The organism is Kitasatospora sp. NPDC005856 (genome assembly GCF_040629945.1).
Taxonomy (GTDB): domain Bacteria; phylum Actinomycetota; class Actinomycetes; order Streptomycetales; family Streptomycetaceae; genus Kitasatospora.
Map to the genome: position 1 here is coordinate 21,157 of NZ_JBEXWT010000001.1, position 13,617 is coordinate 34,773.

The 13,617-nt window shown below is 73.3% G+C and carries 14 protein-coding genes and 1 pseudogene; 10 read left to right on the forward strand and 5 right to left on the reverse strand.

Features of this window, described 5'->3' with window-relative positions:
• The first annotated feature begins 160 nt into the window (after positions 1–160).
• From ABZ449_RS00085 to ABZ449_RS00095, 3 genes are all read left to right on the forward strand, one after another.
• Positions 161–460, forward strand: coding sequence for a DUF6342 family protein (locus ABZ449_RS00085; RefSeq protein WP_360337480.1), 300 nt, complete (start codon positions 161–163; stop codon positions 458–460).
• Between the two features lie 160 nt (positions 461–620).
• Positions 621–923, forward strand: coding sequence for a DUF6342 family protein (locus ABZ449_RS00090; protein WP_360337483.1), 303 nt, complete (start codon positions 621–623; stop codon positions 921–923).
• Positions 924–1,121: 198 nt separating this feature from the next.
• The gene (locus ABZ449_RS00095) at positions 1,122–1,427 is read left to right on the forward strand and encodes a DUF6342 family protein (protein ID WP_360337486.1); all 306 of its coding nucleotides are present in this window, start codon (positions 1,122–1,124) and stop codon (positions 1,425–1,427) included.
• A gap of 96 nt (positions 1,428–1,523) precedes the next feature.
• On the opposite strand, the gene ABZ449_RS00100 is transcribed toward ABZ449_RS00095, so the two are convergent.
• Together ABZ449_RS00100 and ABZ449_RS00105 are read right to left on the reverse strand one after the other, a co-directional pair.
• Positions 1,524–2,432, reverse strand: a complete 909-nt coding sequence (locus tag ABZ449_RS00100) for a diacylglycerol kinase (protein WP_360337489.1) — start codon at positions 2,430–2,432, stop codon at positions 1,524–1,526.
• Entirely contained in the window at positions 2,429–3,997 is a 1,569-nt protein-coding gene (locus ABZ449_RS00105) for an FAD-binding oxidoreductase (RefSeq protein ID WP_360337491.1), read from the reverse strand. The genes ABZ449_RS00100 and ABZ449_RS00105 overlap by 4 nt, the downstream gene beginning before the upstream one ends.
• A gap of 74 nt (positions 3,998–4,071) precedes the next feature.
• Here ABZ449_RS00105 and ABZ449_RS00110 point away from each other — a divergent pair, with 74 nt between their 5' ends.
• Positions 4,072–4,677: a TetR/AcrR family transcriptional regulator gene (locus tag ABZ449_RS00110; protein WP_360337494.1), complete on the forward strand. Its 606-nt coding sequence runs from the start codon at positions 4,072–4,074 to the stop codon at positions 4,675–4,677.
• The gene (locus ABZ449_RS00115) at positions 4,674–6,266 is read left to right on the forward strand and encodes a glycerol-3-phosphate dehydrogenase/oxidase (protein ID WP_360337497.1); all 1,593 of its coding nucleotides are present in this window, start codon (positions 4,674–4,676) and stop codon (positions 6,264–6,266) included. Before ABZ449_RS00110 ends, ABZ449_RS00115 begins: the two co-directional genes overlap by 4 nt.
• Before the next feature lie 38 nt (positions 6,267–6,304).
• Here ABZ449_RS00115 and ABZ449_RS00120 read toward each other — a convergent pair whose 3' ends face one another.
• Both ABZ449_RS00120 and ABZ449_RS00125 read right to left on the reverse strand, forming a co-directional pair.
• Positions 6,305–6,742 (reverse strand): hypothetical protein, encoded by a 438-nt coding sequence (locus ABZ449_RS00120; RefSeq protein WP_360337500.1) that lies wholly within the window; start codon positions 6,740–6,742, stop codon positions 6,305–6,307.
• Positions 6,743–6,849: 107 nt separating this feature from the next.
• Positions 6,850–7,152, reverse strand: coding sequence for a hypothetical protein (locus ABZ449_RS00125; RefSeq protein WP_360337503.1), 303 nt, complete (start codon positions 7,150–7,152; stop codon positions 6,850–6,852).
• Between the two features lie 114 nt (positions 7,153–7,266).
• Between ABZ449_RS00125 and ABZ449_RS00130 the strand changes: the two genes are divergently transcribed.
• A complete protein-coding gene (locus ABZ449_RS00130) occupies positions 7,267–7,683 on the forward strand; it encodes a hypothetical protein (protein ID WP_360337506.1) in 417 nt (138 codons plus the stop codon).
• A 130-nt stretch (positions 7,684–7,813) separates the two neighbouring features.
• The gene (locus ABZ449_RS00135; protein WP_360337509.1) at positions 7,814–8,389 is read left to right on the forward strand and encodes a TerD family protein; all 576 of its coding nucleotides are present in this window, start codon (positions 7,814–7,816) and stop codon (positions 8,387–8,389) included.
• 108 nt (positions 8,390–8,497) lie between these two features.
• Here ABZ449_RS00135 and ABZ449_RS00140 read toward each other — a convergent pair whose 3' ends face one another.
• Positions 8,498–9,736, reverse strand: coding sequence for an FAD-dependent monooxygenase (locus tag ABZ449_RS00140; protein WP_360337512.1), 1,239 nt, complete (start codon positions 9,734–9,736; stop codon positions 8,498–8,500).
• A gap of 276 nt (positions 9,737–10,012) precedes the next feature.
• Here ABZ449_RS00140 and ABZ449_RS00145 point away from each other — a divergent pair, with 276 nt between their 5' ends.
• From ABZ449_RS00145 to ABZ449_RS00155, 3 genes and pseudogenes are all read left to right on the forward strand, one after another.
• Positions 10,013–12,055: an NADPH-dependent 2,4-dienoyl-CoA reductase gene (locus ABZ449_RS00145; protein WP_360337515.1), complete on the forward strand. Its 2,043-nt coding sequence runs from the start codon at positions 10,013–10,015 to the stop codon at positions 12,053–12,055.
• A gap of 29 nt (positions 12,056–12,084) precedes the next feature.
• Positions 12,085–12,597: pseudogene (locus ABZ449_RS00150) on the forward strand (PadR family transcriptional regulator); the annotation flags it as partial.
• Between the two features lie 219 nt (positions 12,598–12,816).
• Complete coding sequence (locus tag ABZ449_RS00155) at positions 12,817–13,557, forward strand: hypothetical protein (protein WP_360337518.1); 741 nt, start codon at positions 12,817–12,819, stop codon at positions 13,555–13,557.
• Positions 13,558–13,617 lie beyond the last annotated feature (60 nt).

Genomic DNA, 13,617 nt, shown 5'->3' on the forward strand with positions numbered 1-13,617 from the left:
GGAAACTTTTCGAACCGGAGGTTCCGGTTCCGTGGCTGAGCCGTGTAGGTTTCCGATCGGTTCGGGCGGTCAAGTGCGCCACCTGACACCGAAGTTGTTTCCAATGGAGTGCGGGCGTGCCCTGGTGGGCTCCCCGCGGGATCGAAGGGGGAGGGCCTCCATGCCTGACATCGACCTCGGCGTGGCGACGGACTGGGACGACGGTGACACGCACGCCCGCGTCAAGCTGGAGCAGAACCGGATCGGCCAGTCCCCGGCCAAGAAGGACGTGCTCGTCACCTCGCCGATGAGCATCGAGCTGTCGGTGAACACGAACCTCAGCAGCAGCCAGGAGTCGGACAAGTTCTACTTCACGACCTACCGCGGCGGCGTGAAGAAGATCATCGCCGTGCTGGACTCCAACGGCAACCTGTCCATCGCCGGCCAGGTGTTCACGGGCCAGGGGAACCTGACGTACTAGGCCCTGTTCGAGCGGTGCGGTACCCGGGCCCGTGCGCTCACCGGAGTGTGCGGACCCTCCGTCAGGTGACCAAGTGCTCCACCTGGCAGTGAAGTTGTTTCCAATGGAGTGCGGGCGTGCCCTGGCGGGCTCCCCGCGGGATCGAAGGGGGAGGGCCTCCATGCCTGACATCGACCTCGGCGAAGCGTCCGACGTGAAGAACGGCGACTGGAACGGTCGCGTCAAGCTGCGGCAGAACCAGATCTACCTGAACGAGCCGAAGAAGAAGGACGTGCTCATCAGCGGTCCGGAGAGCATCGAGCTGGTGGTGAACACGAACCACTCCACCAGCCAGGAGGCGAACAAGTTCTACTTCACCACCTACCACGGCGCCACGCGGAAGATGCTCGCGGTGCTGGACTCCGACGGCAACCTGTCCGTCGCCGGGCGACTGATCACGGGCCAGACGAACCTGACCTACTAGGACGGGTGGATCCGGTCGTTCCTCCCCGGCGTGGTGGCCGGAGCGGAGCGCCCGGTGCGGTACCCGGGCCCGTGTGCTCACCGGAGTGCGCGGACCTCCGCCGGGTGACCAAGTGCTCCACCTGGCAGTGAAGTTGTTTCCAATGGAGTGCGGGCGTGCCCTGGCGGGCTCCCCGCGGGATCGAAGGGGAGGACCTCCATGCCTGACATCGACCTCGGCGAAGCGGACAACTGGACGCAAGGCGACTGGCACGGTCGCGTCAAGCTGCGGCAGAACCAGGTCTACCCGGGCACGCCGAAGAAGGACGTGCTCGTCAGCGGTCCGGACAGCATCGAGCTGTCGATCAACACGAACGTGGAAGTGGACCACGCGAAGAACAAGTTCTACTTCACGACCTACTGGGGCGGCATGAAGAAGATCGTCGCGATCCTCGACGCGGACGGCAACCTGTACCTCGCCGGCAATGTGACCGAGGTCAAGTACCAGCGCGACCTGGACTACTAGGCGGCTGCGCGTTCCACACGGCCCCGAGGTCCGCGCACTCTCCGGAGTGCGCGGACCTCCGTCGTCCCGGCGGACCGGACCACGGCGTCGCCCTTCTCACGGCACCAGGATCCGCAGGGCGTCCCTCGCCACCGCGACGTCCACCGGGAGCCGGGTGATGAACTCCCCGTCGGCGTAGGCGGTGATGCCGGGGGACTCGATCCGCAGGGACTCGGTGCGCAGCGTGGTGACCTCCGGGTAGCCGGTGTGGGTGCCCTTGAAGACGGTCGGGAAGAACCGGGCGATGCGCAGCCGGGGCATGGCGTCGACGAGGGTGACGTCGAGCAGGCCGTCGTCGGGCAGGGCGGCGGGGCACATCAGCATGCCGCCGCCGTAGCTACGGGTGTTGCCGACGGCGGCCAGGGTGAGGTCGCGTTCGACGATGGTGCCGTCGGCGAGGGTGATGCGGAACGGCAGCGGGCGCAGGTTGGCGAACTCGGCGAGGATGGCCAGGTTGTAGCGCATCCGGCCGCGCGGCCAGCGCAGCCGGTTGGCGCGGTCGCTGACCAGCGAGTCGAAGCCGGTGGCGAGGACGGAGCCGTACCAGCGGACGGCGCCGTCCGGACCGGTGACCCGGCCGAGGTCGACGCCGCGGGTGCGCCCGGCGGCGATGACGTCGGCGGCGTCCTCGGGGGCGCCGAGCGGCAGGCCGTACTCGCGGGCGTGGTCGTTGCCGGTCCCGGCGGGTATCACGCCGAGCGGCACGGGGGTGCCGGCCAGGGCCTGGAGGGCGAGGTTGATCATGCCGTCGCCGCCGACCACGGCCACCGCGTCCACCCCGTCGGCCGCCGCTTCGCGGGCGAGGCGGACGGCGTCCTCGGGGGAGCGCCCGGCGTGCGGCTCGACCTCGATGCCGAGGGCCCGCAGCCGGGCGGTGGCCCGGTGGGCGGCGGGCTCGGCATGGCCGACGCCCGCCGCCGGGTTGGTGAGAACGGCGACCCTGCGGACGGTTCTCACCTCGTTCACGGGATCAACTTGCCGGGGTTGAGGATGCCCGCCGGGTCGAGTTCGGCCTTGACGGCGCGCAGGACGCGCACGCCGAGGTCGCCGATCTCCTCGGTCATCCAGGGCCGGTGGTCGGCACCGACGGCGTGGTGGTGGCTGATGGTGCCACCGGCGCCGAGGATGGCGTCCCCGGCGGCGCGCTTGGCGGCGCCCCAGCGGGTCAGCGGCTCCTCGCCGAGCGCGGCGACGACGGTGAAGTAGAGCGAGGCGCCGGTCGGGTAGACGTGCGAGATGTGGCAGAGCACGAGGGAGCCGGGCAGGGCGCCGGTGAGCGCCTCGGTGACGGCGGCGCGCAGGGCCGGCAGCCGGCTCCAGCTCGTCGCGGTCTCCAGGGTCTCGCACAGCGCGCCCGCGCTGAGCAGGGAGTCGCGCAGGTAGGGGGCGTTGAACCGGCCGTGTTCCCAGGTCCGGGCGGGGGCCTCGCCGAGCGAGGTGCCGCCGGCGGCGAGCAGGGCGTCGCGGGTGAGCTGCTGCCGGGCGGCGACCTGGGCGGCGCCGCCCTCGAAGACGGTGACGGCCAGGCAGCCGGTGACCGCAGGGGCGCCGCCGATCTGTTCGGTCATGGCCAGGTTGATCATGGTCTCGGCCTCGTCGGAGAGCCGGATCACGGTCGGGCCGGTGCCCTGCTGCTCGACGGCGCGCAGCGCGGCCGTCCCGGTGGCGAAGTCGGGGAAGCTCCACGCCTCGTACGCCTTGACGGCGGGCAGCGGGTGGACGCGCAGCCGGACGGCGGTGATCACGCCGAGGGTGCCCTCGGAGCCGAGGAAGAGCTGGCGCAGGTCGGGGCCGGCGGCGGAGGCGGGGGCGCGGCCGAGGTCGAGGATCCCGGCGGGGGTGACGACGCGCAGCCCGCGCACCATCTCGTCGAAGCGCCCGTACCCCGCGGAGTCCTGGCCGGAGGAGCGGGTGGCCGCGAAGCCGCCGATGGTGGCGTAGCGGAAGCTCTGCGGGTAGTGGCCGAGCTCCCAGCCGCGTTCGGCGAGCAGGGCTTCGGCGTCGGGGCCGGTGAGGCCCGCGCCGAGGACGGCTTCGCCGGAGGTCTCGTCGAGGTCGAGCAGCTGGTCGAAGCGGCGCAGGTCGAGGGAGACGACGGCGTCGAAGGCTCCGCGCTCGGGGTCGAGGCCGCCGACCACGCTGGTGCCGCCGCCGAACGGGACGACGGCGATGCGGCGTTCGGCGCAGACCGCGAGGACGGCGGCGACCTCCTGCTCGCTGCCGGGCAGCACGACGGCGTCGGGGGCGTCCTGCGGGTCGCGGCTGCGGCGGCGCAGCAGGTCGGGGGTGGACTTGCCGCCGGCGCGCGGCAGCCGGTCGGCGTCGGCGGCGCTGACGTGCGCCTCGCCGACGGCGTCGGCCAGCGCCTTGAGGTCCTCGGCGGAGATCCGGGACGGGTGCAGCACGACCTCGTCGGCGGTCGGGCCGGGGGCGGCGTCGCCGGTGACGCCGAGGGCGGCGGCGAGCAGTCCCTTGATGTCGGCGGACAGTTCCTTGGCCAGGGCCGGGTCGCCCCAGGCGTCCCACTTCATCGGGGGGAGCGGAAGTGCGGCGCCGGCCGGTCCCGCTTGCGTCTCAGGTGCCATGCGTTACAGTTTCACACATCATGTCAAGTAGTAACGCCGAGCCCCAGACGCCGTCCCCGACCGGGGAGCGCAGCACCGACGACGCGATCCTGGACGCCGCCGCCGACCTGATCGTCCACCTCGGCGTGCGCCGGACCCAGTTGTCCGAGATCGCCCGCCGTGCCGGGGTCAGCCGCCCGACCGTCTACCGCCGCTGGCCGGACGTCCGGGCGGTGATCGGCGCGCTGCTCACCCGCGAGATCCTGACCACCCTGGACGGCGCCGGACTGGACGTCCACGACCGGGAGACCCTCGTCGAGCGGGTCGTGGAGATCGCCGTCCGGCTGCGCGACCATCCGGTGCTCGGCGCGCTGCTGCACTCCGACGACTCCGACCTGCTGCTCCAGTACGTCGTCGAGCGGCTCGGCACCAGCCAGCGCGGCCTGCTGGAGGCGCTGCGCGCCGGCATCGAGCAGGGGCAGGCGCACGGCTCGATCCGGTCCGGCGAGCCGCTCGAACTGGCCGCCATGGTCCTGCTGATCGCCCAGTCCACAGTCCAGTCGCACCGCATGGTCGCCTCCCTGCTGCCCGAGGCGGCCTGGCGGCGCGAACTGGCCAGAGCACTGAACGGATACCTCGCGCCATGACCTCCACGGCAGGCCCCCACCAGAGCCCGTACGCGAGCCCGTACGCGGGCACCGGCCGGCTCGACGCCACCCGCCGCACGCTGGAACTCGAAGCGCTCGGCGACGACCCCCGGATCGACCTCCTGGTCATCGGCGGCGGCGTCACCGGCGCCGGAGTGGCCCTGGACGCGGCCGCGCGCGGCCTGCGCACGGTGCTGGTCGAGTCCCGCGACCTCGCCTTCGGAACCAGCCGCTGGAGCTCCAAGCTGGTGCACGGCGGTCTGCGCTACCTCGCCTCCGGGCGGATCAAGGTGGCCCGGGAGAGCGCCGTCGAGCGCGGCGTGCTGATGACCCGCACCGCCCCGCACCTGATCCGGGCGCTACCCCAACTGGTGCCGCTGCTCCCGGACCTGCTGCGCCCGGGCCAGGCCGCGCTGATCCGCACGGGCTTCCACGCCGGGGACGCGCTGCGCCTGACGGCGGGCACCCCGGGCACGCTGCTGCCCCGGGTGCGCCGGGTCGACGCCGACCGGACCCGCCGGCTGGTGCCGGGCGTGCGGACGGAGGGACTGCGCGGTTCGCTGGTCGCCCACGACGGCCAACTCGTGGACGACGCCCGGCTGGTGGTCGCGCTGGCCCGGACCGCCGCGCAGTACGGGGCGAGCGTGCTGACCAGGGTGCGCGCCGAGCAGGTCACCGGCACCTCGGCCCGGCTGGTCGACACCCTGACCGGGCAGGAGCTGGCCGTCCGGGCCGGCGCGGTGGTCAACGCCACCGGCGTCTGGGCGGGCGAGGTGGACACCTCGATCAGGCTCCGGCCCAGCCGCGGCACCCACCTGCTGGTGGACGCGGCGGCGCTCGGCAACCCGACCGCCGCCCTCACCGTGCCGGTGCCCGGCTCCACCAGCCGGTTCGTCTTCGCCCTGCCGCAGCAGCTCGGGCGGGTCGCGATCGGCCTGACCGACGAGGACGCCCCGGGGCCGATCCCGGACGAGCCGCAGCCCACCGAGGCCGAGCGCACCTTCCTCCTCGACACCGTCAACGCCGCCCTCGCCACCGCCCTGACCACGGCGGACGTGCGCGGCGCGTACGCCGGGCTGCGCCCGCTGATCGACACCGGGGACGGCAGCACCGCCGACATCTCCCGTGAGCACGCGGTGCTGGAGAGCCCGTCCGGCGTGATCACCGTGGTCGGCGGCAAGCTCACCACCTACCGCAAGATGGCCGAGGACGCGGTGGACACCGCCGTCCGGCTGCGCGGCCTGCCCGCCCGCGCCTGCTGGACGGCCCGGCTGCCGCTGATCGGCGCCCCCGGCCACCGGGACAGCCGCCCGCAGGCCTCGGGGGAGATCCCCGCCTCGCTGCTGGCCCGCCACGGCGGAGCGGCCCACGAGGTGCTGGCAGCGGGGGAGTCGGCGCCGATCGCGGAGGGCGTGGACGTGACCCGCGCCGAGATCGCCTACGCCGTCAGCCACGAGGGCGCGCTGGACGCGGCCGACGTGCTCGACCGCCGCACCAGGATCGGGCTGGTCGCGGACGATGCGGAGCGGGCCCGGAAGGCGGTCGAGGAGATCGTGGCCGAGAGCCTCGGGGACGTTCGGGAGGGCTGAGGCGTCGTGCGGGCCGACGCCTCGGGTGGGTCGGCCCGTCAGGCCGCGGCCCGGGGGAAGGGGGCGAGGTCCGGCTCCACCCAGGCGGTTCGGGCCTGCTCGCTCGCGAGCGTCTGCGGACGGTAGTGGCGGGCGAGCAGGTCCTTGTCGAGCAGGTCCGGGTGCCGGGCGGCGAACCGCTCGAAGTCCGTGCCCGTCGCATCCGTGTCCGTGTCCGTCGTGTCGTCGCCGGCGTGGAGGGCCACCAGCTCGACCCAGGCCCGGGTCATGGTGACGTGGAACTTCTGCGGCGCGCCGGCCCTGGTGGCGGTGCGCAGGATGCCCTCGCCGACCAGGTCGAGGGCGGCGGTGGCGCCGTGGCGGCGCACGGCGAGCCAGGTGAGCCGGACGTGCTGGCGGTGGCCGAAGCGCTCGGCGTCGGCCATCACCTCGCGCAGCAGGTCGTCGAAGGTGTCGGGGGTCGCGGGGGTGGTCATGCGCAGGCCTTCGTCGTGGGGGCCGGCCGGTGGGTCCGGCTGTGGGGTCCGACCCATGATCGTACGATTTCCTGCTCTTTATGGGCAAACCACCCGAACGGGGTGTTTCAACGTGCGGTGCGCTCGGGCATCGGGTGCTCGGCGCCGGACAGCTCCAGGACGCAGGAGAGCGGGTGCTCGGCCCGGCCGGTGCGGTCCAGCCGGACCGCGAGCGGCTCCGGCGGCTTCGGCGGCTCCTCGGCGACCTGCGCGGCGAGGGTCAGCGGGTACTCGCCGTGCCCGTGGACGCGGTGGAAGCCGCACTCCTTGCCGTCGACCAGCAGCTCGGTCTCGGTGATCCAGCCGGACCGGACGTTGACGGTCACCGAGTGCCCGCCCTGGTCGAGGTGGAAGCTGTACCGCTGGCGCATCGGGACCTCCGGCGACGGGGCCTGCGACGGGGGGACGTGCGAGGGAGGAACGGAGGAAGGAGCGGACGGAAAGCCACTGCCAGTCTAGGGCGCGCGGTCGTTAGGGTGCTCGGCATGCGGAGCACGACGGGTGGCCTGCGGCCGTACGGGCCGGACGACGAGGTGGCCGAGGACGAGTGCGTCCTCGGCCTGTACCGGGTGCCGGTCAAGGCGAGGACGGGACGCAGGGCCGGCCCGGCTCCGCGGCTCGGGCGGCTGGAGGCCTGGGCGGACGGCGGCGCGCTGCGGGCCGTCCTGCGCCGCCTGGGCGCGCGGACCCTGCCCACCCTGGCCCGCCACGAGCCCGACCTCGACTTCAGCAGCAGGATCCGGCAGCCGTCGACGGCCGCGCTGGTCCGGGAGATCGAGCAGGTGGACCTGGCCCGGCTCCCGGCCGCCGAACGCGCGGTGCTGCGCCTGCTGCTGGACTGGGGCCGCAGGGCGACGGCCGAGAACGGCGCGCTGCGGATCGGGATCGACGCCGGGCAGTGACACCGGTGGCCGGCCGGGTTCCCGTCCGCGACCCGGAGAAATTCCCGGGGCGGGCCCACCTGCAGACGGATTCTCGTGATCTCTACAGTGTTGTAGATTCGTCCACAGGGAGAGATCCGAGGAGGGCATTGTGGGAGTTTCGCTGGCCAAGGGCGGCAACGTCTCGCTGAGCAAGGAGGCGCCCGGTCTGAGCGCCGTGATCGTCGGTCTCGGCTGGGACGTGCGCACCACCACCGGGGCCGACTACGATCTGGACGCCAGCGCGCTGCTGTGCAACGCGCTGGGCAAGGTGGTCTCGGACCAGCACTTCGTCTTCTTCAACAACCTCCGCAGCCCCGAGGGTTCGGTCGAGCACAGCGGCGACAACCTGACCGGCGGCGGGGACGGGGACGACGAACAGATCAAGGTCGACCTGGATCGCGTCCCGGTCGACGTGGCCAAGGTGGTCTTCCCGGTGTCGATCTACGACGCCGACGCCCGGCTGCAGAACTTCGGCCAGGTGCGCAACGCGTTCATCCGGATCGTCAACCAGGCCAACGGCCTGGAGATCGCGCGCTACGACCTGACCGAGGACGCCTCGACCGAGACCGCGATGGTCTTCGGCGAGCTCTACCGCAACGGCAACGAGTGGAAGTTCCGCGCCATCGGCCAGGGCTACGCCTCCGGTCTGCGCGGCATCGCGACCGACTACGGCGTCAACGTCTGACATTCCGCCACGAGGTGACGGGGGTTCGGCGGTCTTGATGGCTTCGGCGGTTTCGGCGGCGCCGGTCTCGGTGGCGCTGGTCTCGGTGCTCCGGCCCGGGCGGGCCGCTCAGCCGGTGCGGCCGAGCGCGTGGCCGCCGAAACCCCCGCCGGCGGTGAACTGGTGCTGCCACCAGGCGGTCATGGCCGGCTCGTCCATCGCCGACCAGTCCGGCGCCCCGGCGACCTGGGCCCGGCCGAGGGTGCGGCCCAGCTCCACCAACTCCCGCCCCGACGCCGTCCGTTCGCGGTCGTAGGCGGCCAGCAGGGCTGCCCAGGAGCCGGCTTCGCGCCCCGCCAGCTCGAAGGCGTGGGCGTCCTGCACCGCCTTCACCACACCGCTGGTGTTGTGCGGGCGCACCACGGTGGCCGCGTCCCCGCCGATCAGCAGTCGGCCGGCCGTGCGGCACGGGGCCGCCAGGTCGTAGATCGGCTGCAGGAAGGTCCGTTCGCGCGGAGTCAGGGTGACCAGCGCGGCCCAGTACGGCGGCAGGTGCCGCTCGGCGAGCTGCCGCAGCTCGTCCAGCTGCCGGTCGCCGAGGCTGCCCGCCGGGATGCTGGTCGGGCCGTCCAGCCGCAGCCAGGCGGGGGTGGGGGCGTAGAAGACCCAGTTCACCTGGGTGCGGCCGGGTTCGACCCCGGGGATGCGGTAGATCACCACCTGGCCGCCGGGGTAGCAGGCGGTGATGCACTGGTCCTCCGGCCAGGGCGCCGCGCCGCCGGGCAGCTCGGCGAGCAGGGCGGCGTCGTAGCTGCCGCGCCAGCACACGTACCCGGCGTACTCGGGTTCGGCCTGGGCGCAGACGGCCGCGCGGACCACCGAGCGGTAGCCGTCGGCGCCGATCACCAGGTCGTACGACTCGCGGTGGCCGTCCGCTTCGGTCCAGGCGCCGTCCGGCCCGTTGCCGACGGCCGTCACGGTGGTGCCCAGCCGGAACTCGACCTGCCCGGGCGTCCGTTCGCGCAGCGCCTGCCAGAGCACGCCCCAGTGGTGGGAGTGGAAGGCGAAGGGCTGGGCCCAGAGCAGCCGTCCGCAGCCGTCCGGTCCGTCGCCCTCGCCGACCGCGCCCCGGGTCACCCAGCGGCGGACGGTGAGGCGGTGGCGGCGGGTGTCCGCGTCGAGGTGCCCGGACCGGACCAGTTCGTCGAAGCGGTCGTCGTGGGTGCACAGCCCCACGCCGCGGTCCTCCAGCCGGCCGGGGCTGCGCTCCAGCACCACCACGCGTTCCGCGCCGAGCCGGGCCGCGGCGCCGGCGAAGGCGCTCCCGGCGATGCTGCCCCCGACGACGGCCACCGAGCCACCCTGCACGGTCGCTCCTCTCCCGAGCTCGCGATGTCCCTTGAGATGTCCGGGACACGACGATACGCCGCCGGGCGGGCTCCGGCGGGGTGTTCGAAGCATCCGGGGGCCGTTCGGCAGGCCGACGTGGCAGGGGGGTGCGGCAGGGGTTGCGGGTGGGGCCGGCGGGTCCGACAGGCCCGTCCGGTAGGCCCGTCCAGCCTTATGCAACTAGTTGCATATCCTCTTGCCCGTCCCCTATCCTGCGGTAACAGCGACCCCCAGCCCGCGCCCCAGGAGACGTCGATGAGCGCCCACCCCGGCAGCAGCCGCTACCCGCACCTGCTCAGCCCGCTCGACCTCGGCTTCACCACCCTCCCCAACCGCGTGATCATGGGCTCCATGCACGTCGGCCTGGAGGAGGCCCCCGGTGGCTACGAGCGGATGGCCGCCTTCTACGCCGAACGGGCCCGCGGCGGCGTCGGCCTGATCGTCACCGGTGGCATCGCGCCCAACGAGGCCGGGCGCCCCTGGGAGGGCGGCGCGATGCTGACCACCGAGGAGGAGGCCGACAAGCACCGGACGGTCACCGACGCGGTGCACGCCGCCGGCGGGAAGATCGCCCTCCAGATCCTGCACTTCGGCCGCTACGCCTACCACCGCGACCTCGTCGCCCCCAGCGCGATCCAGGCCCCGATCAGCCCCTTCACGCCCAACGCGCTCACCGCCGAGCAGGTCGAGCAGACCATCGAGGACTTCGCCCGCTGCGCCGAACTCGCCCGCCGCGCCGGGTACGACGGCGTCGAGATCATGGGCTCCGAGGGCTACCTGATCAACGAGTTCATCGTCGCCGCGACGAACCACCGCGAGGACGAGTGGGGCGGTGCCTACGAGCGGCGGATGCGCTTCCCCGTGGAGATCGTCCGCCGGGTCCGCGAGCGGGTCGGCGAGGACTTCATCATCGTCTACCGCCTCTCCATGCTCGACCTGGTGCCCGGCGGCTCCACCCTGGACGAGGTCGTCCGGCTCGCCCAGGCCGTCGAGGCCGCCGGGGCGACCATCATCAACAGCGGCATCGGCTGGCACGAGGCCCGCATCCCCACCATCGCCACCTCGGTGCCGCGCGGCGCCTTCGCCTGGGTGACGAAGAAGGTGATGGGCACGGTCGGCATCCCGCTGGTCACCAGCAACCGCATCAACACCCCCGAAATCGCCGAGAGCCTGCTCGCCGAGGGCAGCGCCGACCTGGTCTCGATGGCCCGCCCGCTGCTCGCCGACGCCGACTTCGTCGCCAAGGCCCGGGACGACCGCGCCGAGGCCATCAACACCTGCATCGGCTGCAACCAGGCCTGCCTCGACCACACCTTCAGCCTCCAGATCACCTCCTGCCTGGTCAATCCGCGCGCCTGCCACGAGACCGAACTCGTCCTCGGCCCCACCCGGTCGCGCAAGCGGATCGGCGTCGTCGGGGCCGGCCCGGCCGGCCTCGCGTTCGCCGTCTCCGCCGCCGAACGCGGCCACGACGTCACCCTGTACGACGCCGCCGAGACGGTCGGCGGGCAGCTGAACATCGCCCGGCGCATCCCCGGCAAGGAGGAGTTCGACGAGACGCTGCGCTACTTCCGCACCCGGCTGGCCGAGTTGGCCGTCACGCTGCGGCTCGGCGCCACCGTCACCGCCGACCAGCTGGCCGAGCAGGGCCACGACGAGATCGTCCTCGCCACCGGCGTCACCCCCCGAACTCCCGTCGACATCCCGGGAATCGACCACCCCAGCGTGCTCGGCTACCTCGACGTGCTGCGCGACGGCGCGCCGGTCGGCGAACGGGTCGCCATCCTCGGCGCGGGCGGCATCGGCTTCGACGTGGCCGAGTTCCTCACCGACCCGGGCGACGCGGCCAGCCTCAACCCGCCCGTGTTCCAGGCCAAGTGGGGCATCGACCCGGACTACCGCGAGCGCGGCGGCCTGCGCGCCCCGGAGCGGCCCAAGCCCCCGCGCAGCGTCCACCTGCTCCAGCGCAAGACCACCAAGGTCGGCGCCGGCCTCGGCAAGACCACCGGCTGGATCCACCGCACCGAGCTCAAGCACCGCGGCGTGGTGATGGTCCCCGGCGTCACCTATGACCTGATCGACGACGCCGGCCTGCACCTCACCGTGGACGGGGAGCGCCAGCTGCTGCCCGTGGACACCGTCGTGCTCTGCACCGGCCAGGAGCCGCGCCGCGACCTGTACGAGGCGCTGCGCGAGCGCGGCGTGCCGGTGCACCTGATCGGCGGCGCCGACGTGGCCGCCGAACTGGACGCCAAGCGGGCCATCAAGCAGGGCACCGAACTGGCCGCCGCCCTCTGACCTGCCCGTACCCCTCTAGGATCGACGGCATGTCGCTGCCGCACGCCATCCTCACCGCCCTGCTGGAGAAACCGTCCTCGGGGCTGGAGCTGACCAGGCGGTTCGACAAGTCGATCGGCTTCTTCTGGCCCGCCACCCACCAGCAGATCTACCGCGAACTGGGCCGGCTGGAGGCCTCCGGACACATCCGGGCCCTCCAGCCGGAAGCGCCGGTGCGCGGCCAGAAGAAGGAGTACGAGGTCCTGCCGGACGGCCGCGCCGAACTCGCCCGCTGGACCGCCGAGGGCGCCGAGCCGCGCGCCGTCCGGGAGCCCCTGCTGCTGCGCCTGCGCGCGGCCGCGGTGGTCGGCGCGGACGGGCTGGCGGCCGAGCTGGAACGCCATCTCACGCTGCACCGCGAACAGTTGGCCGGCTACCGGGAGATCGAGCGGCACGACTTCCCGGCCGAGCGGACGGACGCCGGGACCCGCCTCCAGCACGCGGTGCTGCGGGCCGGCATCGGACTGGAGACCTTCTGGGTGCAGTGGCTCGCCGAGACCCTCGACACCCTGGAGACCCTCGAAGCCCCTCCGCCGGCTGCCCCCGCTCCCTCCGCTCCCTCCGCTCCCTCCACTCCGCCCGCTTCGCCCGCTTCGCCCGCTTCGCCCACCGACCCCGCGAACGGCTCCTGACCTGCGGAGATCGCCGCCCGCGCGCCCCGCCCGGCCCCCGGTGGGACACTGGTGGCTCGTCCCTGCCCGAACTCTCGACCGGGGGCCCGCATGCCTCGTTCCAGGCCCATCCACGCCCTCACCGCCGCGGCCGTCGCCGCGGCGGTCGCCCTGGGCCCGTCCGCCCTGTCGGCGTCGGCCGCACCCGCCCAGGACGCCCAGCCACTGCCCTCCGCCGACCAGCTGAAGTCGGCCCTGCTGACCGCGGCCGACCTCGGCCCCGGCTACACCGAGATCCCGGTGACGCAGAGCCCCAGCCCCGGTGAGAACCCGACCCCGGTGACGGGCTGCGCCGCGCTCAACGCCCTGATCAACATGCGCGCCACCCAGACCGGCACCGATGTCGCGCACGCCGCGGTCGAACTCGACGGCCCGGACGGCAACCCGATGACCACCCAGGTCCTCGCGGCCGAGGCACCCGACCGGCTCACCGCCGACTTCAACACCGTCGCCGACGCGCTCAAGACCTGCCACAGCATCACCTTCAACGGCGGCACCGAGGACGAGGTCACCTTCACCGTCACCCCGGTCACCCTCGGCGACCGCAAGGAAGCCCCGGCCGTCCACCTCGACGGCAGCCTGGCCGGCGTCCAACTCAACGGCTACGTCGGCATCGAGCGCTTCGGCACGGTGGCCATGGCCTTCGGCTTCTTCGAACGCCAGGGCACCTCCGAGCAGGCCGCCTCCATGCAGTACCGCACCGCCGTCGCCAAGGTCGAACGCACCCTGGGCACCCAGGCGGGCAGCACCACCGCCCCCACCGTCACCCCCACCGAGGGCCAGCCCGTCTGACCCGCGGCCGGACAACAGCGCGGCCCCTTCCCGAACGCCCTGCGCGTTCGGGAAGGGGCC

Excerpts from the sequence above, each read along its gene's own strand:
- ABZ449_RS00085 (WP_360337480.1), top strand. The coding sequence starts at position 161 with ATGCCTGACATCGACCTCGGCGTGGCGACGGACTGGGACGACGGTGAC.
- ABZ449_RS00090 (WP_360337483.1), top strand. The coding sequence starts at position 621 with ATGCCTGACATCGACCTCGGCGAAGCGTCCGACGTGAAGAACGGCGAC.
- ABZ449_RS00095 (WP_360337486.1), top strand. The coding sequence starts at position 1,122 with ATGCCTGACATCGACCTCGGCGAAGCGGACAACTGGACGCAAGGCGAC.
- ABZ449_RS00105 (WP_360337491.1), bottom strand. The coding sequence starts at position 3,997 with ATGAAGTGGGACGCCTGGGGCGACCCGGCCCTGGCCAAGGAACTGTCC.
- ABZ449_RS00110 (WP_360337494.1), top strand. The coding sequence starts at position 4,072 with ATGTCAAGTAGTAACGCCGAGCCCCAGACGCCGTCCCCGACCGGGGAG.
- ABZ449_RS00115 (WP_360337497.1), top strand. The coding sequence starts at position 4,674 with ATGACCTCCACGGCAGGCCCCCACCAGAGCCCGTACGCGAGCCCGTAC.
- ABZ449_RS00120 (WP_360337500.1), bottom strand. The coding sequence starts at position 6,742 with ATGACCACCCCCGCGACCCCCGACACCTTCGACGACCTGCTGCGCGAG.
- ABZ449_RS00125 (WP_360337503.1), bottom strand. The coding sequence starts at position 7,152 with ATGCGCCAGCGGTACAGCTTCCACCTCGACCAGGGCGGGCACTCGGTG.
- ABZ449_RS00130 (WP_360337506.1), top strand. The coding sequence starts at position 7,267 with ATGCGGAGCACGACGGGTGGCCTGCGGCCGTACGGGCCGGACGACGAG.
- ABZ449_RS00145 (WP_360337515.1), top strand. The coding sequence starts at position 10,013 with ATGAGCGCCCACCCCGGCAGCAGCCGCTACCCGCACCTGCTCAGCCCG.
- ABZ449_RS00155 (WP_360337518.1), top strand. The coding sequence starts at position 12,817 with ATGCCTCGTTCCAGGCCCATCCACGCCCTCACCGCCGCGGCCGTCGCC.